The 21,999-nt window shown below is 63.9% G+C and carries 21 protein-coding genes; 6 read left to right on the forward strand and 15 right to left on the reverse strand.

The features are described 5' to 3' along the window. Window positions 1-20 precede the first annotated feature (20 nt). The 4 genes from nrdF to M1248_RS04165 form a co-directional block, all read right to left on the reverse strand. Window positions 21-983 carry a class 1b ribonucleoside-diphosphate reductase subunit beta gene (nrdF, locus tag M1248_RS04150; protein WP_083126169.1) on the reverse strand — a complete coding sequence of 321 codons (963 nt, stop codon included), beginning with the start codon at window positions 981-983 and terminating at the stop codon, window positions 21-23. A 135-nt stretch (window positions 984-1,118) separates the two neighbouring features. After that, window positions 1,119-2,639, reverse strand: a complete 1,521-nt coding sequence (locus M1248_RS04155; RefSeq protein ID WP_317147613.1) for an NAD(P)/FAD-dependent oxidoreductase — start codon at window positions 2,637-2,639, stop codon at window positions 1,119-1,121. A 146-nt stretch (window positions 2,640-2,785) separates the two neighbouring features. Further along, window positions 2,786-3,532, reverse strand: coding sequence for a hypothetical protein (locus M1248_RS04160; RefSeq protein WP_317147614.1), 747 nt, complete (start codon window positions 3,530-3,532; stop codon window positions 2,786-2,788). A 53-nt stretch (window positions 3,533-3,585) separates the two neighbouring features. Next, a complete protein-coding gene (locus tag M1248_RS04165; protein ID WP_163725616.1) occupies window positions 3,586-4,326 on the reverse strand; it encodes a TetR/AcrR family transcriptional regulator in 741 nt (246 codons plus the stop codon). Between the two features lie 151 nt (window positions 4,327-4,477). Here M1248_RS04165 and M1248_RS04170 point away from each other — a divergent pair, with 151 nt between their 5' ends. After that, the gene (locus M1248_RS04170) at window positions 4,478-5,665 is read left to right on the forward strand and encodes an NAD(P)/FAD-dependent oxidoreductase (RefSeq protein ID WP_163725613.1); all 1,188 of its coding nucleotides are present in this window, start codon (window positions 4,478-4,480) and stop codon (window positions 5,663-5,665) included. Between the two features lie 65 nt (window positions 5,666-5,730). Here the strand turns inward: M1248_RS04170 and M1248_RS04175 are convergent, their stop codons facing one another. Beyond that, window positions 5,731-6,453 carry a LysR family substrate-binding domain-containing protein gene (locus tag M1248_RS04175; protein WP_317147615.1) on the reverse strand — a complete coding sequence of 241 codons (723 nt, stop codon included), beginning with the start codon at window positions 6,451-6,453 and terminating at the stop codon, window positions 5,731-5,733. A gap of 41 nt (window positions 6,454-6,494) precedes the next feature. On the opposite strand from M1248_RS04175, the gene M1248_RS04180 reads away from it, so the two are divergent. After that, on the forward strand, window positions 6,495-6,881 hold the full coding sequence (locus M1248_RS04180) for a DUF5997 family protein (RefSeq protein ID WP_317147616.1): 387 nt from the start codon (window positions 6,495-6,497) through the stop codon (window positions 6,879-6,881). A 290-nt stretch (window positions 6,882-7,171) separates the two neighbouring features. Here the strand turns inward: M1248_RS04180 and nrdE are convergent, their stop codons facing one another. From nrdE to M1248_RS04220, 8 genes are all read right to left on the reverse strand, one after another. Continuing rightward, window positions 7,172-9,346 carry a class 1b ribonucleoside-diphosphate reductase subunit alpha gene (gene nrdE / locus M1248_RS04185; protein WP_317147617.1) on the reverse strand — a complete coding sequence of 725 codons (2,175 nt, stop codon included), beginning with the start codon at window positions 9,344-9,346 and terminating at the stop codon, window positions 7,172-7,174. Next, complete coding sequence (gene nrdI, locus M1248_RS04190; RefSeq protein ID WP_317147618.1) at window positions 9,313-9,756, reverse strand: class Ib ribonucleoside-diphosphate reductase assembly flavoprotein NrdI; 444 nt, start codon at window positions 9,754-9,756, stop codon at window positions 9,313-9,315. Before nrdI ends, nrdE begins: the two co-directional genes overlap by 34 nt. A gap of 153 nt (window positions 9,757-9,909) precedes the next feature. Next, complete coding sequence (locus M1248_RS04195; protein ID WP_078322616.1) at window positions 9,910-11,244, reverse strand: hypothetical protein; 1,335 nt, start codon at window positions 11,242-11,244, stop codon at window positions 9,910-9,912. An 845-nt stretch (window positions 11,245-12,089) separates the two neighbouring features. After that, a complete protein-coding gene (locus M1248_RS04200) occupies window positions 12,090-12,422 on the reverse strand; it encodes a helix-turn-helix domain-containing protein (RefSeq protein WP_078322615.1) in 333 nt (110 codons plus the stop codon). Further along, on the reverse strand, window positions 12,419-13,450 hold the full coding sequence (locus M1248_RS04205) for a tyrosine-type recombinase/integrase (protein WP_109556631.1): 1,032 nt from the start codon (window positions 13,448-13,450) through the stop codon (window positions 12,419-12,421). The genes M1248_RS04200 and M1248_RS04205 overlap by 4 nt, the downstream gene beginning before the upstream one ends. A 206-nt stretch (window positions 13,451-13,656) precedes the next feature. Beyond that, on the reverse strand, window positions 13,657-13,926 hold the full coding sequence (locus M1248_RS04210; protein ID WP_317147619.1) for a redoxin NrdH: 270 nt from the start codon (window positions 13,924-13,926) through the stop codon (window positions 13,657-13,659). A 430-nt stretch (window positions 13,927-14,356) separates the two neighbouring features. Beyond that, entirely contained in the window at window positions 14,357-16,081 is a 1,725-nt protein-coding gene (locus M1248_RS04215; protein ID WP_317147620.1) for a GMC oxidoreductase, read from the reverse strand. Beyond that, window positions 16,078-16,287 carry a rubredoxin gene (locus M1248_RS04220; protein WP_317147621.1) on the reverse strand — a complete coding sequence of 70 codons (210 nt, stop codon included), beginning with the start codon at window positions 16,285-16,287 and terminating at the stop codon, window positions 16,078-16,080. Before M1248_RS04220 ends, M1248_RS04215 begins: the two co-directional genes overlap by 4 nt. Before the next feature lie 128 nt (window positions 16,288-16,415). Between M1248_RS04220 and M1248_RS04225 the strand changes: the two genes are divergently transcribed. Next, a complete protein-coding gene (locus M1248_RS04225; protein ID WP_317147622.1) occupies window positions 16,416-17,639 on the forward strand; it encodes an alkane 1-monooxygenase in 1,224 nt (407 codons plus the stop codon). A 2-nt stretch (window positions 17,640-17,641) separates the two neighbouring features. On the opposite strand, the gene M1248_RS04230 is transcribed toward M1248_RS04225, so the two are convergent. Continuing rightward, window positions 17,642-18,184 (reverse strand): NADPH-dependent FMN reductase, encoded by a 543-nt coding sequence (locus M1248_RS04230; protein ID WP_317147623.1) that lies wholly within the window; start codon window positions 18,182-18,184, stop codon window positions 17,642-17,644. Between the two features lie 88 nt (window positions 18,185-18,272). Between M1248_RS04230 and M1248_RS04235 the strand changes: the two genes are divergently transcribed. The 3 genes from M1248_RS04235 to M1248_RS04245 are packed head-to-tail and all read left to right on the forward strand — an operon-like array spanning window position 18,273 to window position 21,133. Then, window positions 18,273-18,869 carry a helix-turn-helix domain-containing protein gene (locus M1248_RS04235; RefSeq protein ID WP_317147624.1) on the forward strand — a complete coding sequence of 199 codons (597 nt, stop codon included), beginning with the start codon at window positions 18,273-18,275 and terminating at the stop codon, window positions 18,867-18,869. A gap of 5 nt (window positions 18,870-18,874) precedes the next feature. After that, entirely contained in the window at window positions 18,875-19,921 is a 1,047-nt protein-coding gene (locus M1248_RS04240; RefSeq protein WP_317147625.1) for a DNA polymerase IV, read from the forward strand. 30 nt (window positions 19,922-19,951) lie between these two features. Beyond that, window positions 19,952-21,133, forward strand: coding sequence for an AAA family ATPase (locus tag M1248_RS04245; RefSeq protein WP_163725574.1), 1,182 nt, complete (start codon window positions 19,952-19,954; stop codon window positions 21,131-21,133). On the opposite strand, the gene M1248_RS04250 is transcribed toward M1248_RS04245, so the two are convergent. Next, entirely contained in the window at window positions 21,130-21,999 is an 870-nt protein-coding gene (locus M1248_RS04250; RefSeq protein WP_163725571.1) for an SDR family oxidoreductase, read from the reverse strand. The two genes, M1248_RS04245 and M1248_RS04250, sit on opposite strands and share 4 nt — an antisense overlap.

The following is a 21,999-nucleotide window of genomic DNA, read 5'->3' on the forward strand; positions in this document are numbered from 1 at the left end:
GCGTTGCTGTGCCAGCGGCTTTAGAAGTCCCAGTCCTCGTCTTCGGTGTTGACGGCCTTGCCGATGACGTAGCTGGAGCCCGACCCGGAGAAGAAGTCGTGGTTCTCGTCGGCGTTCGGTGACAGCGCGGACAGAATCGCCGGGTTGACGTCGGTTTCATCGCGCGGGAACAGCGCTTCGTAGCCGAGGTTCATCAGCGCCTTATTCGCGTTGTACCGCAGGAACTTCTTGACGTCTTCGGTCAGCCCGACCTCGTCGTAGAGATCTTGGGTGTACTCGACCTCGTTGTCGTAGAGCTCGAAGAGCAGCTCGTACGTGTAGTCCTTGAGTTCGGCCTGGGTGGCCGCGTCGGTATTGGCAAGACCGCGCTGGTACTTGTAGCCGATGTAGTAGCCGTGCACGGCCTCGTCGCGAATGATCAGCCGGATCATGTCGGCGGTGTTGGTCAGCTTGGCCCGGCTGGACCAGTACATGGGCAGGTAGAAGCCCGAATAGAACAGGAAGCTCTCCAGCAGTGTGGAGGCCACCTTGCGCTTCAGCGGCTCGTCGCCCTTGTAGTACTGCATGACGATCTCGGCCTTGCGCTGCAGGTTGGGGTTCTCCTCCGACCAGCGGAACGCGTCGTCGATCTCGGAGGTCGAGCACAACGTCGAGAAGATGTTGGAGTAGCTGCGCGCGTGGACCGACTCCATGAACGCGATATTGGTGTAGACCGCTTCCTCGTGCGGGGTCAGCGCATCGGGGATCAGGCTTACGGCGCCGACCGTGCCCTGGATGGTGTCCAGCAACGTCAGCCCGGTGAATACGCGCATCGTGAGCTGCTTTTCGTGGTCGTTCAGCGTCCCCCAAGAGGGGATATCGTTGGACACCGGCACCTTCTCCGGCAACCAGAAGTTTCCGGTCAGCCGGTCCCAGACCTCGGCGTCTTTCTCGTCTTGCACGCGGTTCCAGTTGATGGCCGAGACACGGTCAATCAGTTTCACGCCATCGCTCACAAGAACCCCGTTTCACCTGGTCTTCTAGGACTTGGCTATAGAGCTGCTATAGCACCCTCAACACTACAACTGGGGTCCGACTTTCGACCGCAACACAACATCTTGTTTTGGCGTGTCGCGCAGCTACACAGCCACGCGGCTGTTCGCGTCCAGGAATTCGTACTCCGACGCGTCGAAACGACGGGTGGCCAGCCAGTACTGCCACGTCATCCCACTCCACAGCGTGCGGTTCACGCCGTGCTCGTCCATGTACCAGCTGCGGCACCCGCCGGTGTTCCAGACCGTGCCCGCCAGATCGTGCTGCAACTCGTCGTTGTAGGCGTCTTGAGCGGCCCGGGTCGGTGCCAGCGCCTGGGCGCCCTTCTTGTCGAGGGCGGCAATCGCGTGCGCGGCGTAGCGGATCTGCGACTCGATCATGAACACCACCGAGTTGTGCCCGAGCGCCGTGTTCGGTCCGAGCAGGAAGAACAGGTTCGGCATGTCGGCGATCGTGATGCCGCGCAGCGCGGCGATGCCCTCGCGATTCCACCGGTCGACGAGGTCCTCGCCGCGGGGGCCCTTGATGTCGACATAGGTGTAGGAGTCGGTGACGTGAAAACCGGTGGCGCTCACCACGATATCGACCTCACGTTCGGTCCCGTCGCCGGCGACGATGCCGGTCTTCGTGAACCGTGCGATGCCATCGGTGATGACTTCCGTCTTCGGGTTCGCAATGCCTTGGTAGTAGGTGTCGGAGTTCAGGATGCGCTTGCAGCCGGCCCGGTAGTTCGGGGTCAGCTTCTTGCGCAGCGCGGGGTCCTTGATCGAGCGACGAATGTTGGCCTTGCCCATCAGCTCACCGAGCTTGAGCAGCCGCGGCTGCTTGGTCATCGCGAAGCCGACGCCCTCATGGATCCAGTAGATGCCCGCGCGCATCGCCGCACGCGTGCCCGGGACGTACGTGAACATGGTTCGCACCCACGGGGGGATCGGATTATTGGGCCGCGGCATCACCCACGCCGGGGTACGTTGATAAAGCTGAAGTTCCGCAACGTCTTTCACGATCTCCGGCACGATCTGAATGGCGCTCGCCCCGGTGCCGATCACCGCGACGCGCTTGTTGGTCAGGTCGACGCTGTGATCCCACTCCGCCGAATGGAAGACCACACCCTCGAACTCGTCGAGTCCCTCGAACTCCGGGATCAGCGGGATGTGCAGTCCCCCGGCGCCGGAGATGAGGAACTGCGCGACGAACTCGCGGCCGTCCTTCGTGAAGGCGTGCCAACGCATTTCCTCGTCGTCCCAGTGCGCTCGATTGACGTGCGAGTTGAACTGGATGTAGCGCCGCAACCCGTACTTGTTCGTCACACCCTGCAGGTAGTCCTGGATTTCCGGCTGAAACGACCACATGTGCGACCAGTCGGGCTTGGGCTCGAACGAGAACGAGTACATGTGCGACGGGATGTCACATGCGCAGCCGGGATAGGTGTTGTCACGCCACGTGCCGCCGATGTCGTCGGCCTTCTCCAGGATCACGAAGTCCACGTTCTGCTGCTGCAGCGCAATAGCCATCCCCAGGCCGGAGAACCCCGAGCCGATGATGAGAGCGCGGGTGTGCACCGGTTTGGCTACCGTCGCCTCGGATGTGTCCTGGGCCATCGTCATGTTGAAACTTCCCCTGATCCCCGGCTGACGCGTGGGCCCATCGTCGTGGGCCCATTCCTGGGAACGCCGGTACCGGATACTTTAGCTAGTGTCCGCATTGCGGCCCAGGGTGTCAACGCACGACGAAGGCGGGAAGTTGCACAGCGTCAGGCGTAGGCCGCCTCCCGTTCGGCGCTGCGGTGCCGGTGCGGATCAAAAGTCTCGAAGTGTCCCGATCCGACCATGCCGATGCCGCGCTGCGGCATCCGGAAGTCGCCGAGGCGGGCCTGGCGGAGCAGGGGGCCGCTGGGCCCCAGGTCGCGGCCCATCAACACTGCGTGCGAGTCGGCGACGAGCCAGACCTGTTTCGGTGCCATCGAGTAACACTGGCCGTTGGGCGCGCGGCCGGTCAGCCGCACATCGCCGACGTCAAGGGTTCGCCTCGCCACCCGGCCGAGCCGGTGGAGCAACACCGGGTTGGTCCACGCCGCATGCGACACCCGGCCGCTGATCTTGCCCATCAATCGAGTGGCCCGGGTGGAGTGCAGGGCGAGAGTCCAGCGCAGGACGTCGGGAACGTCGACCTGCACCGATTGCGGGCCCGTCCAGGTGACGTCGATATCGCACTGCACGGCGTCATTTGGCGTTGCCGAGCTGAAATACCGCGCGCAGCTTTGCTGTCCGGGTGTGGTGGCGTAGAACGTCCATTTGCAGGACGGATCACGGTGCCATACCGACACATACGGCGGTGCGAACGTCGTCGCCGGGATCTGTCGCATGGCCAGATAGTGCCCATTGGCGAAGGGCAGGCCCATGATCCCGAATCCGACGAAGCGCTCGTCGTCTCCAGGGGGCAAGACCGGGTCGGCCAGCACGGCCGCCACGGCATCTCGGGGTGTCAGTTGTTTCGTCATGCGCCAATGATGTTCGGCGACATGGCCTCACGACATGAGGCGTCTGCCTCAAATCAGGCGACGGGTTGCTGTCGACGGACGGCGGTGCGAATCGGCTGGTCGGCGTCGATCTCGATGCCGAGTAGCTCGGCAGTGCCGTTGATGGCGCCAACCATGATCGTGGTCATGTGCGCGATGAACTTGTCGGTCGGCATCCGCCGCGGCTTGTCGTCGTCTACGCCAAGCCACCAGTCGGTCGCCGACGCTGCGGTACCGAAGATCGCGAACGCCGCCAGCTCGAACGCCTCCGGTTCGGGCGCAAGGTCCTCGAGCTGGGTGCTGATCATGCCGGCGATGGCGAGGGTGATTTCGCTGCCCTTGTTGACGGTCGTCATCGCCGTAGCCGACTGGTCGGCGAACCGTCCCTGCAGCAGGAACCGCACCACGTTCGGATGCTGATCGACCAGTTCTACATAGTGCTCGACGCCACGACCAACGATCTGGCGGGCTGAGTCGGTCTGCACGTTGACCGACGGGATGATCGCCGCCCACAACATGTCGCGCATCCGCTGACCGATCTCGGAGAACATGTCGGCTTTGTCCGCGAAGTGGCGGTAGATCTTGGGCTTTGCGGTGCCCGCCTCTTCGGCGATTTCGCGCACGCTGACGTTCGGTCCGAGGCGGTCGATCGCGCGGAACGCGGCGTCGACTATTTCCGCCCGCACCTTCTTCCGGTGCTCGCGCCAACGCTCGCTACGGGCGTCCACTTTGACACCCGGCTCAGCGCTGGAATGTGATCTGGAGCCTCGTCGCACCCAGTCACTGTACCGCCCGGACAGCGCTGACCTGCTCAGACCATCCCGCCGCCACGATAATTACCGATGTATTAGGTCATATCTGTCAATGAGATGCATGGCGTCAGCTTGGGTACTATCTCTGCGATAGCCGATCGACGAGACGAGATTCATGACGCAGCGATACGACCTGGTCATCGCAGGTGGTGGGCCTTCCGGCTCAGCAGCCGCATGGCAGGCCGCGCAGACCGGCGCCAAGGTGGTGGTCCTGGACAAGGCCGAATTCCCGCGCGCCAAGCCCTGCGGTGACGGGCTCACCGCCCGCGCCGTGAGCTACCTGCAAAAGATGGGTCTGGCCGACGAGGTTGCCACCTACCACCGGGTCAACCGCGTGACGGTGTTCAGCCCGAGCGAGTGGGAGCTGTCATTCCCCAAGCGTCCCGGCATGCCCGACCACGGGCACACCGTCAGCCGTGAACACCTCGACACCACCCTGCTCAAGCACGCCGAGTCCGCCGGCGCCGAGGTCCGCCAGGGCGCCGAGGTGGCCGGCCCTGAACTCGATCCCAGCGGCCGCGTGGTGGGTGTGATCCTCAAGAGCGGCGAGAAGGTGTACGGCGACGCAGTCATTGCGGCCGATGGCGCCTACTCCCCCATCAAGCGCGCCCTCAAGATCGACTCGGAGTACAACGGCTACCAGGCCATCGCGATCCGGTCGGAGATGCACGCCAATCGGCCCGACTCCGACAGCCTCGACATCTATTTGAAGCTGGCGTTCCAGGGCGACCAGCTACCCGGCTACGGCTGGGTGTTCCCGATGGGCAACGGCGTGTTCAACATCGGCCTCGGTTACGTCAACAGCTACAAGAACTGGCAGTCGATCAACGCCACCCAGTTCCTCGGTGAGTTCCTGCGCACGCTGCCCGCCGATTGGGACCTGCCGCCGATCGAGGAGCTGAAGAAGAACAAGAGTGTGCGGGCGTGGCGACTGCCGATGGGCTTCACCGCGTGGCCGCCGTGGCGCCCGGGTGTGCTGTTCACCGGCGACTCGCTGGGTGCGGGCAAACCGGCGTCCGGCGCGGGAATCTCCAAGGCGCTCGAATCCGGTCTCGCCGCAGGCGAATGCGCGATCGCGGCATTGCAGAACGGCGGCCCCGACGATTTCACCAACTACGCGCAGCGCATGGAAGCCGCGTGGGGTCGCGAGTACCGGCGTGGGCGTTACTTCCACAAGCTGCTGGGCCAACCGCGGCTTGCCAATGCCGGGGTGAAGCTCATCGACAACGCCGCATTCCGCGACCGCATGCTCAAGGCGCTGTACAAGAAGGCCCAAGGGCCACAGCACACCATCAAGAAGTAGTCGCCGAGCGCACGCTTGTTGTGGCGGTTCTCGACGTTCGCGTACACGAAGCGTGCACTCGGCGCCTAGCGTCGACCGCGCTTTGCCTGGCCCGGCCGACGCGCGACCTTGCCCGCAGCGGCGCGGGCCGCCTGCTTCGCCAGCGTCTTCTCCCGCGCCGTGCGTTTCGGTGCCGACTCTGCCTGCGCGCGCGACGACCCAGGTTTGCGCCCTCGCACGATCCCGATGAAGTCCTCGATCAGCGCGGATTGCGGCCCTTCCGGGACGGCCAGCGCCACCGGGCACGTGGGCGCGTCGGCGATCGGCCGATACGTGAGGTCCTTTCGGTGATACAGCCGCGCCAGCGACTGCGGCACGATGAGCACGCCCGTCCCCGCGGCAACGAGTTCTATTGCACCCTCGGTCGTTTCAGGCCGATGCTCGACCGGGACACCAGGAATGTCCACCCATTCGACGACGTGGTCGAGTGGCATCAGTACCGGCTCGCCCTCGAGGTCCGCGGCGGCGAGCTCGTCGGCGGCACTGAGGATGTGATCGGCTGGCACCACGGCGACCGTGGTCTCTTCGTACAGCGGGATGACCGCTAGACCCGCGGTGTCTGCCGGCAGCCGCAGCACTACGACGTCGATGGTGCCGTCCCGCACTTCGGCGGCGGCGTTCGCCGCGGCGACCGTTCGCAGCCGCAGCGGTACGTCGGGGTGCCGCTGCGCCCAGATCCGAGCCCACTTCGCGGGCGTCCCACCGGGAACGTATCCGAGGGTGAGCGAGGGCAGCGAGGGCGAAGCCACGGCATCAGGCTACCGTTGGGCCTCATCGATAAACTCAGGCCATGAGCAGGCCGAACGCGCAGTCCATGAAGCCCGCGACGGCGGCGAAGAAGCTGGACGTGTACCTGCCCGCAACGCCCGCGACGTTCCAGGACAACCCGATCACCCGCGCCGAGCTCGCCGCCCTGCAGGCGGATCCGCCGCAGTGGCTTCAGGATCTTCGCAAGAACGGGCCGCACCCGAAGAACCTCGTCGCGGCCAAGCTCAGCGTGTCGATCGCCGGTCTTGCACGGGGCGGCGTTGTGGATGCGCTGACCACTGAACAGATCAATGCGCTGATCGAAGAGAATCCGCCGTGGCTGATCGCCGAGCGCGAAAACTACCAAGCGGTGTTGACCGAGCAGCGACGCCTGAAAGAGCAACGAGCAGCGCAGCTCCGCGAGAAGTGAGCTGCCCCGGCCTGCCTCGATGGCTCGGCCGTCGAGTGGCCACCTGTACGACGACTTCGGGCTCCGGGCGTCCCATGACTGGACACTCGGCGAGCAGAAGGAAGTGAGCTACTTCTTCTTGTTTTTGTCGTGGTCGCCCACTTTTGGGCCGGGGGCAGGCTGAGCCTTGGTGGTCGGCTCGAACTTGCCGCCCTTCTTGGGGTCATAGCTCTGCTTTTGATCAGCCATAAATCGAGCCTATGCCTGTGCTAGGCCCCAGTCGATGGCTTGAGCAATTGCATCAACCCGAGCTACAGCATGCAGCTGACGCAGCCCTCGACCTCGGTGCCCTCCAGCGCCATCTGACGCAGCCGGATGTAGTACAGCGTCTTGATTCCCTTGCGCCAGGCGTAGATCTGCGCCTTGTTGACGTCGCGGGTGGTCGCGGTGTCCTTGAAGAACAGCGTCAGGCTCAGCCCCTGGTCGACATGCTGCGTCGCCGCGGCATACGTGTCGATGATCTTCTCGTAGCCGATCTCGTACGCGTCCTGGTAGTACTCGAGGTTGTCGTTCGTCAGGTACGGCGCCGGGTAGTAGACGCGGCCGATCTTGCCTTCCTTGCGAATCTCGATCTTGCTCGCCACCGGGTGGATCGAGCTGGTCGAGTTGTTGATGTAGCTGATCGAACCTGTCGGGGGAACGGCCTGCAGGTTCTGGTTGTAGATGCCGTCCTTCTGCACCGACTCCTTGAGCCGCGTCCAGTCCTCCTGCGTCGGGATTCGAATGCCGGCCTTCTCGAACAGCTGCTTCACCCGATCGGTCTTCGGCTCCCACACCTGCTCGGTGTACTTGTCGAAGAACTCACCCGACGCGTACTTCGACTTCTCGAAACCCTTGAAGTGCGAGCCGCGTTCGATCGCGATGCGGTTTGACGCCCGCAGCGCGTGGTACAGCACCGTGTAGAAGTAGATGTTGGTGAAGTCCACACCCTCTTCGGAGCCGTAGTGAATCCGCTCCCGCGCCAGGTACCCGTGGAGGTTCATCTGCCCCAGGCCGATCGCGTGAGAGTCGTTGTTGCCCTGCTCGATCGACGGCACCGACCAGATGTGTGTCTGGTCGGAGACCGCGGTCAACGCCCGGATGGCCACCTCGATGCTCTGCGCGAAGTCCGGCGAGTCCATGGTCTTGGCGATGTTCATCGAGCCGAGGTTGCACGAAATGTCCTTGCCCACTTGGGCGTAGGACAGATCGTCGTTGAACACCGACGGCGTCGACACCTGCAGGATCTCCGAGCACAGGTTGCTGTGGGTGATCTTGCCGTCGATCGGGTTGGCTCGGTTCACCGTGTCCTCGTACATGATGTACGGGTAGCCCGACTCGAACTGCAGCTCGGCCAGCGTCTGGAAGAACTCACGCGCCTTGATCTTCGTCTTGCGGATCCGTGCGTCGTCGACCATCTCGTAGTACTTCTCGGTGACCGAGATGTCGGCGAACGGCAGCCCGTACACGCGCTCGACGTCGTACGGCGAGAACAGGTACATGTCCTCGTTCTTCTTCGCGAGCTCGAACGTGATGTCCGGGATCACCACACCCAACGAAAGCGTCTTGATGCGGATCTTCTCGTCGGCATTCTCACGCTTGGTGTCGAGGAAACGGTAGATGTCGGGATGGTGCGCATGCAGGTACACCGCGCCCGCGCCCTGACGCGCACCCAGCTGGTTGGCGTAGGAGAACGAGTCCTCCAGCAGCTTCATGATGGGGATGACACCCGAGCTCTGGTTCTCGATGTTCTTGATGGGTGCGCCGTGCTCACGAATGTTGGTCAGCAGCAACGCGACACCGCCACCGCGCTTCGACAGCTGCAACGCAGAGTTGATGGACCGCCCGATGGACTCCATGTTGTCCTCGATGCGCAGCAGGAAGCAGCTCACCGGCTCGCCGCGTTGCTTCTTGCCGGAGTTCAGGAATGTCGGCGTGGCCGGCTGGAATCGGCCGTCGATGATCTCGTCGACGAGTTTCTCGGCAAGGATGGTGTCACCCGAGGCGAGCGTCAGCGCCACCATGACGACACGGTCCTCGAAGCGCTCCAGATAGCGCTTGCCGTCAAAGGTTTTCAGCGTGTAGCTGGTGTAGTACTTGAATGCGCCGAGGAACGTCGGGAACCGGAACTTCTTCGCATAGGCGCGACTGATCAGTGACTTGACGAAGTTGCGCGAGTACTGGTCGAGCACCTCACGCTCGTAGTAGTTCTCCTTGATCAGGTAGTCGAGCTTCTCGTCCTGATCGTGGAAGAACACGGTGTTCTGGTTGACGTGCTCCAGGAAATACTGGTGCGCTGCCTCGCGGTCCTTCTCGAACTGGATCTTGCCGTCTGCGTCGTACAGATTCAGCATCGCGTTGAGCGCGTGGTAATCCGTCTCGCCGGCGCCGCCAAGGGCGGCCGGGGTGACGGTTACAGGCTCTGCAGCTGTGACGGTTGGTGGCACGTCTGTTCCTTCCAGAAGTCAGCAAGACCCACGCGGACGGCTTCAACGTCGTCGGGGGTTCCCATCAATTCGAAGCGGTAGAGGTAAGGCACGCGGCACTTGGCGGACACCACGTTGCCGGCGTAGGCGAATTCTTCACCGAAGTTGTTGTTGCCCGCGGCGATGACCCCGCGGATCAACAACCGGTTGTGCTCGTTGTTCAAAAAGGCGATGACCTGCTTGGGGACGTAGCCCCCACTGTTGATATCGGGTGTTGCCTTGCCGCCACCGTAAGTGGGCAGAACGAGCACGTAAGGCTCGTCGACCTCGATACGGCCGTGCAACGGGATCCGGGTAGCGGGCAAACCCAGCTTCTGGACGAAGCGGTGGGTGTTCTCCGAGACGCTCGAGAAGTAAACGAGGTTGCTCATTCGTTTTCTCCTCTCTGCTGTCTGGTTACTCCTAGGCCGTGACGGCGACCGCGACTGGCGGAGTGTCGATATTCGATGTGGCGATATTCATCTCTTGATTCCTCTCGGTTGGTGTTGGCGGTCATGGGGTTGGTCCTTAAGGGACGGCTGATTTCATGCGGTTTCCTCTGTCGGTTCTGAGAGGCCGTCGAGGCGGACCGCGGTGTAAGCGCTCCAGTCGCGTTGGGCGAATTTGGCCCAGCCGGATGTGGTTGTGGCGTGGAGGCCAAGTTGGGCCGCGATGACCGCAGCGGGAACGTCGTTGGCCAGGGCCAGAAGTGCACGGTTGCGGCTGATGCGGTCCGGAATGTCGGCGGCGGTGAGTTTTCTGCTCAGTGTCGCGGCGTGGATCGGCATGCCGGGTTGACCGCCGGGGAACAGGTAGTGCTCCCCGGTGTGTGTGCGAGCCCGCCAGTTATTGCGAGCGGCAGCGGCGAGCTCGTTGACGAGTGCGCCCACGGCGTCTGGTAGCTGCAGCGGATGGGAAGCCAGCTTGATCTGCGTATTACCAGCGCTGGTGGTGATGTCGCCGGTCGTGAGCCGTTGGACTTGAGTCAGGCGTGCGCCGTAGAGCAGCACAAGAAGCCCAGCGACGCGAGTTGACAGGTCCTCTGCGCCGTCGCCGTGGAGAAGCCTATCGATCCGCGCGTGGTGAGCGTCTTCGCAGGCAATCTCGCTCGGCATGGCTCGCCGCTGACGCACGACGCTCAGATCGCTTGCCGTGATGCCTCGTTGGGCAAGCCAGTGAATGAATCCGGTGACGTTGGAGCTTCGCTCGGCGTTGCCGGCGGTCCATGCGTCGATCATGGGCTGCGTCAGATCGCCGATCTGAATGCCTTGCTGATCGAGGTGATTTAGTAGTCGCACTGCAGTGCGGATCCGTTCGCGACCGGATTCGGCGGCCCCAGCGGTGTAGCCGCGGCGGCGAGCTCGCCGACGTGCCGCTCGAAGCACCGCCCACCGCGCATACGGCCCGATCAGACTGGCCTGGTGGGCAGGCAACTCGGCGGTGAGCTCATTGATCCACGTCTCGAAGCGCTCGATGGGCTCATCACGTCGCGGCAAAAAGTTCGCCTCGACGAGCATGGCGCGCACCCAGTGGCGGGTGTTGGTCGGCGGGCATTGATCCAGGCTGGCGTGTGTCAACGGCTCTGGATCCGAGGCCAGCGTGTGCAGCACGTCTTCTGCGGCTGGCTTGCTCAGCCAGCGCAGCGTTGAGGCCGGTTGGCCCCGATCGGCCAGCACGTCGGGCAGCTGTTCAAGTTCGGGCCGCACCGTTCCGTCGACGGTGATCAACAGTCGGGCGGCTTGGGCGACCGAGCAACGTAAGCACATGCCGGCGAAATGCTGAGCGCCGCTGTGACCGCAACTGCGGCACGCGTAGTCGATCGCGGCACCCGAGCACGGTCCGCAGATGCGGACTCCTGTCGCGTTCAGGGCGATGAGCACCTTGGTGTCACCACAGCTAGCGCAGGTCTGCGGGTGGGCGATGGTGCGTCGGTAGCAGGGCAGGCATACTGCTCCCACTGGCCAGCGGGTGTGCACCGGCCGCTGATGAGTGCAGATAGCGCATCGCTCGTGGGGCGTTTGCGCGCAACGGAAACACAGATCCACCACACCGCGTTGCGCCCGAACCGCGACAGGGCCGATGGTGCCGCACTTGCCGCAGGCGCGTGCCGGGGCGTCATAGCAGCGCTGGCAGAGCGGTCCGGCGCTGGTGAGTTTCTTGGCATGATCGACGCGGCCGCAGTCGACGCACGAGTACTTGGGGCGAGCGCAGTTAGCGCAAAGCGGCAACCCATCGGCGGTGCGTTTCGAGGGAACCTGGCTTCGGCCGCATCCACTGCACGTTTCCTGTCGAGCAGGGTCCTTGTGGTAGCAGGCGCGGCACATTCCACCCGCTTCGGTGGTGACTCGATAGCCGAGTCGACCGCACCGCGCGCAGACATGCTGGGTGCGCCGAGATGCGCACCATCCGCAGCAGCGACGGCCGTCAATGACCCGATCGAGCTTGGGGGTGATTCGCCCGCACTGAGCACACGGGACCGGCTGCACCGGGTAACCCGACTTCCACAGCAGATACGCCAAGCGCGCGAACGCGTAGGGGCAGTGTGGATTCGGCGTTGTCCACGGCGTGGACTGTTCATTGAGATAGGCCGCCAGCGATTGCCGCGCGCGTGGCTTGGCGGCGTCAGCACGCGCAAGCATTGTCTCGAGCTCGCTATGGGCTATCACGATGCCGGCAGCGGCGAGACTGTCCGCGATCGCGGTCAAGGATGTGGCGACGGCGGCAGTCATTGCTGCTCCCCGGGCCGACGAATCTTGGTGCGACGCGCCGAAGACATCGCCGTGACTGTGTTATTCGACTGTCCTGCTACTTTTCTCGTCGCTGCCTCGGTGATCTGCGGTTCGATGAGATCGTTTGGCGTGCACTCCAGGATGTCGCACAACGCGATAAGGGTGTGCATGCTCAGCCGTTGCGGCTGCCCAGCGACCAAGCGGTACGTCTGCTCGCGGGAGAGAGTGACGCCGCGGTCGGCCAGGTGCGGCTGCAGGTCGGTAGTCGAAAACATGCCTTTCTCAGCCATTTTCGTGCGCAGATGCCACGCGTAGTCCATCTGCTTCATCGCGGCCGCCGATCGAAGTGCTGGCCATAACGCGACTGCATCGATTGGCTGATCAGCCGATTGCGGTACTCGTTGGACACCCCGACATAGATCGCTGTCGTGGAGGAGAACGAATGCCCAACCTGTTCTTGGATGAATCGTTCCGGGTAGTCGAACTCCACCAGATGTGTGACGTAGGAATGCCGCAGCGAGTGAAGATCCAGTGTCGGATCAATGCCAGCGTCGTCACGTACGCTCGCGAACGCCACATTGAGCATGCGCGCGCCGATTCGGGTGCCGCGCTCGGTCAGCCAAAGTGCCTGGCTGTTGTCCGATGGAAACAGTGGGCGCACATCGGCGAGGTAGTGGTCGAGGACGTCGACGATCCAGCTCATCTCCGGAACGGTGAGCACGGTGCGCCGCTTGGGTGCTCCACCCCGCGATGCCTTGCCGTAACGGACTGACAACGCACCGAATCGGCCGAACTCGTCCATCTTCGAATTGCGGCGCAGATCAACTACATCGGAGTGCACGACCTCACGGCGGCGTAGCCCGTAGGCGTAGCAGAACTTCAGCATCGCCGCGTCCCGCAGCGCGGTACTGGCACCTTTGCGGCCGCGTGAACGAATCAATCCGACACGGGCATCGGCGGCGTCAAAGAGCGCCTGCACCTCGTCATAGGTCAACGGACGTCGGGTGGGGTCGCCTTCGTACTCCCCGACATGAATGATCGAGTTGTCCTCGTGGAATACCTGCTGCGGTCCCTGACCGAACTGCTGCGTGCACTCGGCGACCCAGCCGTACCGATGGTCGAGCAGATACTCGCAAAACATCCTGATGTCGATCTCGTAGTTCCGTGCTGTCGACAGTCGCAACGGAGACGGACCCGACCGCAACGCACTGATCCAGGCCTCGCCCTCGGCCGGGGTCCACTGCCATGGGTAAAGCCCAGAGAACTCCACGAATCGCCGCACCAACCGCAGCCGCGGCGCGATCGTGGCGTCCCGCAAGAACCGTGCTCGCTGCTGGCTTTCCCAGCCCTTCAGCATTGCCTCAACAAGAGCTTGCTCTGGATCGAGATGAACAACGTTGGGCGCCAATACCCGTCGGACCGCACCCTGGGAATCACTAGTCACGACGCCTGTTGTAGCAGATGCATCATTGATGCATGCGGATTCCAGGGCGTGTTGACCATCGGCGATTCGTGTCGAGGTCTCACCCCCCGACCCCTGAGCTGCTACAACAGACAACATTGCTAGCTCACCAATGTTGCATCAGATGACAATATTGCTCCATTGCCGAGCGCCTTGATGCGATCGGGACGGAAGCCCGACCAGTGATCGTTGCCGGCAACCACGACCGGGGCCTGCAGGTAGCCGAGCGCCATGACGTAGTCACGCGCCTCGCTGTCGAGGCTGATGTCGACCGTCTCGTAGGCGATGCCTTGCTTGTCCAGCGCCTTGTACGTGGCGTTGCACTGCACGCATGCGGGCTTGGTGTACACGGTGATCGATGAGTGCGACATTCGGTACGGCTCCTCTACAACAGACACTGTGCTGGGACTGGCTACTACTTCGGGTACTACATCCCACTGAATTCCAGCGGCCCGGAGGCCCTCAAAATTCCTGCGGTCAGAGGCCGCGGTCCGTGGGGTCTGAGAGCCGACACCGGCGGATTTCTGGCCTCCGGCCGACCCGTGGAGATTTGGAAACTGTGGGGGTCTGTCGGTGTTCGAAACACTACACCTAGTGTCCGACAATCCGAAGAGATACCAGATGTTCTGAATAACATTTTTGAAATTCCCTGGTCGTAAGCACTCGGCGGCGATCTTCTCCGGCGTGTCGCACATCACATCTTGGGTGTGTCGCGCCTGCGCCCTAGATCTACCACCGACCACCGACAGGTCAGCCGCCGTCAACTGTCACAGTGACGTAACAGCAAATGCGCCTGAACGGTCACGGAAGGCGTCCGGCATCGTCGGCGTAACGACGGCCGCGAAGGATTCCCTCGATGTTGCGCTCGGCGAGCGCGGTGATCGACATGAACGGATTGCAACCGATGTAGCCCGGGATCAGCGACGCATCGTTCACATAGAGGTTGTCGTAGCCCCTGACGCGCCCGAAGGCGTCGGTGGCCCGACCCCGCACCACCCCGCCGAGCGGATGCACCGTGTGGGGTGCGAAGACCTTCCCGTCGAAGATGTCATCGCGGTACTCGACGCCGTTGGCAGCGACGATCCGGTCGAACGCGGTCCGGGCCCTGGCCACCTGATGCTCGGTGTGCCCTTCCAGCCAGTCGATGGTGATCGAATCGGTGGCGTTGTCGTACATGATGTCCGCACGGTCGTCGGTCTTGACCATCGCGTAGTAGCCGAGCGCGTGAGTCTCGACCGGAAGCGGGATCGAGAACACGCTGGCATACACCGGGTTGTCCGGGTCGTTGCGGCCGTCGATGTTGATCATTCCCATCAGCGACTGCTCGGTGCCCGTCGGATCGCTGGTCATGTGCGACACCATGACGTCCCCATTGTTGCCGTAGCCACGGCCGATCTCGTCGCTGAGATCCGGAAGCGCTCCGGTGTCCCGCGCCCGCAGCAGAATGTGCGACGTACCGAGCACACCGGCGCTCAAAAACAGTCGATCGCAACCTAGTTCGTCGCGGGCGACCTCGGTCCCCCACCGGTCGATCTCGCGGAGAGATACCACGTACTCACCGGAGGGTTCGCGGCGGATGCCGGTGACTTCGGTCAGGGCGCGTAGTTTCACGTAGCCGGTCGCCAGGGCCGCGGCGATGTATGTTTGGTCGACGCTGCCGAACCGCCCGAAGTTGTTGCCGTACTGCTGTTCGAAGTCGAGTGCGGAGCGCGGAACCTGCCCCGCCTCTTCCTGTTTCATGTACTCGAATGAATACGCGCTGGCGTTGTAGTCGACGTCGTAACCCGCGGCCTGCGCGTACTGACGGCCCACCCGGGCGTATTGAAAGTAGGGCGTCTGTTCGAACCAATCCATGTCGCGGCGGTTGATGCGAAGCATCTCCGCGGCGCGCCCGACATAGGTGCCGAGGAACTCGTCGGCGGTGATGTCGGGGAAGGCGGCACGGACCTGATCCGCGGTGGGGACGGCGGCGATCGCCGCGTTGATCATCGATCCTCCACCGACCGCGACGCCGCGAAACACGCTGTGCGCGCCGTGCACTGACTTGTCACAGATGCCGGCTTGGACGGGCTGCGCCGACGGGTTGTTCTTGGCCACGTCCTCGACTGAGACACCCATGTACGACGGCACCAGGCTCGGCGGAACGTCGGAGAACCAGGCCGCGCGCGTGTCGGCGGGCAGCATGCGGGTGAAGCGTCTGCCGTCTTCGTCCGGCGTGTCCCAGTGTCTGCCCTTCTCCAAAATCAAGGTTTGGATCCCGGCCTGCCCAAGCCGCAGCGCGGACACCCCGCCGCCGTAACCACTGCCGACCACGATCGCGGGGTAATGACTTCGCGAGCTCTTCGCTGCCGGCGGGCTCCGAAATTCGAGGAAGCCGGCACCGAGGGCGGCACCCGCGACGATCCCGGCCGAGGCTCCGAGAAAGCGCCTGCGTGAGACCGTCGGCTCAGCGCGCCGATGCTGCGCACCGGACGCGCGCTGGACCGGCAACTTGTCAGTCGTCTGCAGTTCTAGCGAATTTTTCATAATTTTCTGCAGACGTCAATTTCGGCTGCGTTGCCCGCGCTGTCGGTAAGGATCACGAAGTCGACTTTGTCGCGAACACAGCAGTCCGGGCAGTTCCAGTCGTCCGGAACTGCATCCCATGGAGTGCCCGGCGGAAAGCCTTCACGCGGATTAGCTGTGCTTTCGTGGTAGCGATAGCCACATTCGGGGCATTGCGCCGTTATCACGAGCGCTCTCCTTCATCCCTGAGTCCGTTGACTCTTGATGCCGCGTCCGCACGGATTTCCGTTACGAGTTGAATATATTAGCTTTATTTTATAGTTTGCGAAAGCAGATCTAGCAATGAAAAGGAGTCATGGACTCGACATCGAGAGCTAAGGATCGCGGGCGTACTGAGCCCGGACACGAAGTCGCCACGAATAAGGGTTGGCGGGACCGCAAGCGTTACCTCTGGCTACTAGCGCCGATCGTGCCGTCGCTTGTCGCCGAATCATGGTTTCTGGTGCAGGTGACGGGGGTGGATCTGTTCTGGTGGTTCGGCCCGATCCTCACGTTTTTCGTCGTGCCGGCGCTCGACCATCTGGTCGGCGCCGATGCCGAGAACCCGCCCGACAGCGCGTTGGCCTGGCTGGAGAACGACCGCTTCTATCGATGGGTCACTATGCTCTTCCTTCCCGGGCAATATCTTTCGCTACTGTTCGCATGCTGGATATGGGCCGGCGGCGGCTGGGTCCATATGTCACCGGTGGACAAGCTCGGACTGATGTTCACCGTGGGCATTGTCGGCGGGATCGCGATCAGTACCGCACACGAACTCGGCCACCGGCGGGCGGGACTGGAGCGCAGGCTGAGCAAGCTCGCACTCGCCCAGTCCGGCTACGGGCATTTCTTCGTCGAGCACAACCGCGGTCACCACGCGAGGGTCGCCACGCCCGAGGATCCCGCAAGCTCACGACTCGGCGAATCGCTGTACGCGTTCATCGGCCGGTCGCTGACCGGCGGCGTGCGATCCGCATGGCGACTCGAGCGAGCACGATTCGCGCGAATCGGGACGACTCACTGGAGCTTGCGCAACGACGTGCTCAACGCCTGGCTGCTCACTCTGGCGTTGTTCGTGATTCTGGTCGTCTGGTTCGGAGTCGTTGTGCTGCCATGGCTTATCGGCCAGGCCATCGTCGGCTTCTGCATGCTCGAGACCGTCAACTATCTCGAGCACTATGGGCTGAGGCGACAAAAGCTCGCCGACGGGCGCTACGAACGCGTACGGGCGTGGCACAGCTGGAACAGCAACACGATCGTCGCCAACGTGTGCCTGTTCCACCTGCAGCGGCACTCCGACCATCACGCCCATCCGGTGCGCCGCTATCAGACGTTGCGCCACGCCGAGGAGGCGCCGCAGCTCCCGTCGGGCTACGCCACGATGATGCTGATCGCGATGATCCCGCCGTTATGGCGGCGCATCATGGACTGGCGCGTCGTCCAGCACTACGGCGGCAATCTCCATCTTGCAGCGTTGAGCCCGCGCTACGCGGAACAAGGCAGACGCGCGGCCTACCGCGACGCGAGCCCACCGCTGTGATGTCAGCCGACTTCGGCGGCCAGCTTGCCCACGATGTCGCGCAATTGTTCGGCAACCTCGGTGTTCTCACGGGGATGCTTGCCGTCGAATGCCGTGGATCGCACTGACAGAGTCAGGTCCTCGATGACGCGCGGTCCCGCAATGCCGAACGACTTGCGCGTTTCGTCGTGGGCCCACACCCCGCCGTACTGGCCGAGGGCGGCACCCACGACCGCCAGCGGCTTGCCTTTGAGCGCGCTGTCACCGAACGGCCGCGACAGCCAGTCGATCGCGTTCTTCAGCACGCCCGGAATGCTGCCGTTGTACTCGGGTGTGACGACCAGGGCGGCGTCAGCGTCGGCGGCGGCCTGCCGTAACGCGACTACCGGTTCGGCGACATCGGCGTTGTCGATGTCCTCGTTATAGAAGGGCAACTCCCCCAGCCGGTCGAAAGTCTCCAGCCGCACACCGTCTGGAGCCGATTCGATGGCGAGTTCGGCGAGCTGCCGATTGACAGACGCCGCACGCAGGCTGCCGACCAGTACGAGCACCTTGATGTCCGACATGTTCAAACCCTTTCGATCGCGGTATGGATCCTCGCATCTTGAAACCGGACCTTGGTCCGAATTCATCCCTCTGAATTAAAGTGGTGACATGCCCCCGCACGCGTTGCCGATCTCCGACGAGGCGCCGCAGGAGCGGGGCGACGCCGCTCGTAATCGCACGTTATTGCTGGACGCCGCGCGCCGGCTCATCTCCGAACGCGGTGCCGACGCGGTCACCACCGACGACATCGCCACCGCCGCAGGTGTGGGCAAGGGCACACTGTTCCGCCGCTTTGGCAGCCGCGCGGGTCTGATGATCGTCCTGCTCGACGAGGACGAGAAGGTCCAGCAGCAGGCCTTTCTGTTCGGGCCGCCTCCACTTGGCCCCGGTGCGCCGCCGCTGGAACGGCTGATCGCGTTCGGGCGCGCGAGGCTGAAGTTCGTCAAAGCCCATCAGGCGCTGCTGTCGGACGCCAACAGGGACCCGCAGATGCGCTTCAGCGCCCCGGCCACGCTCCATCAACGGCACATCACGGTGCTGCTTGAAGAGGCGGACACCACCGGGGACCTCGACGCTCAGTCCACTGCCCTGCTCGCGCTGCTGGACGCCGACTACGTGCACCACCAGCTCACCGAGGGTGGTCAGACACTGAGGCGTCTTGGTGACGCGTGGGAGACCTTGGCGCGCAAGGTCTGCGGCACCTGACCCCGATGAGTCCCCGCTGGGTTCTGCACGTCGACCTCGATCAGTTTCAGGCCGCGGTCGAGGTCCGACGGAACCCTGAGCTCGCCGGACTGCCGGTCATCGTCGGCGGCAACGGTGATCCGAACGAGCCCAGGAAGGTCGTCACCTGCGCGTCGTATCCGGCGCGGGCGTTCGGCGTGCACGCCGGGATGCCGCTTCGCACTGCGGCGCGCAAGTGCCCCGACGCGACGTTCCTGCCGCTGGACACCGACGCCTATGACGAGGCGTCCGAAGAGGTGATGGGCCTGCTGCGCGACTTCGGCCATCCTGTCGAGGTGTGGGGTTGGGACGAGGCGTACGTCGGGGCCGATGAGTCCACCGATCCGTTCCAACTCGCCGAGCAGATTCGTGAGGTCGTGGCCGCGGGCACCGGGTTGTCGTGTTCGGTCGGCATCAGCGACAACAAGCAGCGCGCCAAGGTCGCGACCGGTTTCGGCAAGCCGGCGGGAATCTTCTCGCTGACGGAGGACAACTGGATGGCGGTGATGGGCGACCGAGAGGTCGACGCGCTCTGGGGGGTCGGTCCCAAGACGGCGAAAAAGCTTGCGGGTATGGGTATCACCACAGTTGCAGACCTGGCCGCCACCGACGCGCAACTGTTGACGTCGACCTTCGGTCCGACGACCGGGCTTTGGATTCTGTTGCTGGCCAAGGGTGGCGGCGACACCGAGGTGAGTGCGCAGCCATGGGTTCCGCGCTCACGCAGCCATGTGATCACCTTCCCCGAGGACCTGACCGACCCCGCTGAGATCGATGCGGCGGTGGTGAAACTCGCGAGGACGACACTCGCCGAAATCGTCGACCAGGGCCGGGTCGTCACACGGGTTTCGGTGACGGTGCGCACCAAGACGTTCTTCACCCGCACCAAGATTCGCAAGCTGCCGTCGGCGGGTAACGACGAACAGACGATTGTCACCACCGCGCTGGAACTGCTGCACCAGTTCGAACTGGACCGCCCGATACGACTGCTCGGTGTGCGACTGGAACTCGCGGCGCCCGCCGGCGGGTACTGACCCGTCACACCCCGGCAATACGCTGCACCCATGCTGAAAACGATCGCGATCCGCGGGTACCGGTCGTTGCGTGATGTGGTGCTGCCGCTGGCCGGGCTGACGGTCGTCACCGGCGCCAACGGTACGGGCAAATCGTCTCTGTATCGGTCGCTTCGACTGCTCGCGGACTGCGGCCGCGGCGAGGTGATCGGCTCATTGGCGGCAGAGGGTGGCCTGGAGTCGGTGTTGTGGGCGGGTCCGGAACAACTCGGCGGCGCCAAGCGCACCGGACGGGTCGAGGGCACGGCGCGAACCCGACCCGTCTCGCTCGAGCTGGGATTCGCGTCCGATGACTTCGGCTATCTGGTCGACCTCGGGCTGCCTCAGATGGCGGGTCATCGGTCGTTGTTCGCCCGCGACCCCGAGATCAAGCGCGAGGCAGTGTTCGTCGGACCCGTGATGCGGTCCGGTTCGACGCTGGTGCGCCGCACCCGCGAATACGCCGAGGCGAGTTCGGAATCGGGCCGCGGCTTCGACAAACTCACCCAAGCGCTTCCGGCATACCGCAGCGTCCTCGCCGAGTACGCCCATCCCGGCGCACATCCGGAGCTCGCCGCGGTACGCGACCGGCTGCGCAATTGGCGGTTCTACGACGGCTTCCGGGTGGATGCGACGGCGCCGTCGCGGCTACGCCAGGTGGGTACCAGGACACCGGTGCTCGCCGATGACGGCAGCGATCTGGCGGCCGCTATCCAGACGATCATCGAAGCGGGCTTCGACGATCTGCATCGCGCCGTCGCCGAAGCGTTCGACGGCGCCGCCGTGTCCGTCGCCGTGCACGACGGGCTGTTTGACCTTCAACTGCAGCAGCAGGGCATGCTGCGTCCACTGCGCGCCGCTGAATTATCCGACGGCACACTGCGTTTCCTGCTGTGGGCCGCCGCGCTGCTGAGCCCCCAACCACCGTCACTCATGGTCCTCAACGAGCCGGAGACGTCCCTGCACCCCGACCTGGTCCGCCCGCTCGCGTCGCTGATCCGCGCAGCGGCCGACGCGACGCAGGTCATCGTCGTCACGCATTCGACGGCGCTGCTGGATCACCTAGGCGCAGTTGGGAATGCCGACTCCGGCGGCGACGCGATCCAGCTCGAGTTGCGCAAGGATCTCGGCGAGACATGTGTCGAGGGCCTGACCATGCTCACGGCCCCGGCGTGGGAGTGGGGTAAGCGCTAACGGGATTTCGCGGGCCGCAGCGCACGGGTGAAGAGCACGTTGACCTGACGCATGGCGACGCTGTACGGCCACCACATGGTGCGCTTGAACATGTAGAGGGCCCGGATGTCCGGAGACGTGTAGATGAGGAACCGGTTGCGCCGAACGCCGCGCAGGATTCGGTCCGCGACATGTTCCGGTGACACCGCGTGGCCACTGAAGCGCTCGGTCCACCGTTGGACGCTGGGATCCTCCCGGTCCACGCCCGCGATGTGAATCGTCTGCACCAGTGGCGTTTTCACCGCGCCCGGTACCACGACCGATACGCCGATGCGGTGCCGGGCCAGGTCGAATCGCAACACCTCGGAGAGGCCACGCAGGCCGTACTTGCTCGCGCTGTAGGCGGCGTGCCACGGCAACGCGACCAGACCAGCGGCCGACGACACGTTCACCAGATGGCCACCCCGGCCCGCGGCGACCATCGGAGGCACGAACGACTCGATGATGTGGATCGGACCCATCAGGTTGATGTCGATCATCGACTTCCAGTGCTGGTGTGAAAGCGTGGAGACGGTGCCCCACGCCGACACACCCGCGATGTTCATCACTACATCCATCGCCAGATGCTCAGAGTGGACGTCGGCGGCGAATTTGTCGACGGCGTCGTAGTCGGAGATGTCAAAAGCTCGGTAGGCGCCGACGATGCCACCCAGCGCACGGGCGTCGGCCACGGTCTGCTCCAGACCTTCGGCGTCGCGGTCGGTGAGATAGAGGTGGGCGCCTTCGGCGGCCAGCTTAAGCGCCGTCGCGCGGCCGATGCCGCTGGCGGCTCCGGTGAGCAGACAACGCTTACCGGCGAAATCGCTCCCCCGAGACACCGCAGTCAT

The organism is Mycobacterium sp. 29Ha (genome assembly GCF_032883055.1).
Taxonomy (GTDB): domain Bacteria; phylum Actinomycetota; class Actinomycetes; order Mycobacteriales; family Mycobacteriaceae; genus Mycobacterium; species Mycobacterium gallinarum.

Coding starts and splice junctions, on each gene's coding strand:
- M1248_RS04155 (WP_317147613.1), bottom strand. CDS start 2,639: ATGACGATGGCCCAGGACACATCCGAGGCGACGGTAGCCAAACCGGTG.
- M1248_RS04160 (WP_317147614.1), bottom strand. CDS start 3,532: ATGACGAAACAACTGACACCCCGAGATGCCGTGGCGGCCGTGCTGGCC.
- M1248_RS04170 (WP_163725613.1), top strand. CDS start 4,478: ATGACGCAGCGATACGACCTGGTCATCGCAGGTGGTGGGCCTTCCGGC.
- M1248_RS04180 (WP_317147616.1), top strand. CDS start 6,495: ATGAGCAGGCCGAACGCGCAGTCCATGAAGCCCGCGACGGCGGCGAAG.
- nrdI (WP_317147618.1), bottom strand. CDS start 9,756: ATGAGCAACCTCGTTTACTTCTCGAGCGTCTCGGAGAACACCCACCGC.
- M1248_RS04200 (WP_078322615.1), bottom strand. CDS start 12,422: ATGAAGCAGATGGACTACGCGTGGCATCTGCGCACGAAAATGGCTGAG.
- M1248_RS04205 (WP_109556631.1), bottom strand. CDS start 13,450: ATGCTGAAGGGCTGGGAAAGCCAGCAGCGAGCACGGTTCTTGCGGGAC.
- M1248_RS04210 (WP_317147619.1), bottom strand. CDS start 13,926: ATGTCGCACTCATCGATCACCGTGTACACCAAGCCCGCATGCGTGCAG.
- M1248_RS04215 (WP_317147620.1), bottom strand. CDS start 16,081: ATGAAAAATTCGCTAGAACTGCAGACGACTGACAAGTTGCCGGTCCAG.
- M1248_RS04225 (WP_317147622.1), top strand. CDS start 16,416: ATGGACTCGACATCGAGAGCTAAGGATCGCGGGCGTACTGAGCCCGGA.
- M1248_RS04230 (WP_317147623.1), bottom strand. CDS start 18,184: ATGTCGGACATCAAGGTGCTCGTACTGGTCGGCAGCCTGCGTGCGGCG.
- M1248_RS04235 (WP_317147624.1), top strand. CDS start 18,273: ATGCCCCCGCACGCGTTGCCGATCTCCGACGAGGCGCCGCAGGAGCGG.
- M1248_RS04240 (WP_317147625.1), top strand. CDS start 18,875: ATGAGTCCCCGCTGGGTTCTGCACGTCGACCTCGATCAGTTTCAGGCC.
- M1248_RS04245 (WP_163725574.1), top strand. CDS start 19,952: ATGCTGAAAACGATCGCGATCCGCGGGTACCGGTCGTTGCGTGATGTG.
- M1248_RS04250 (WP_163725571.1), bottom strand. CDS start 21,999: ATGACTGCGGTGTCTCGGGGGAGCGATTTCGCCGGTAAGCGTTGTCTG.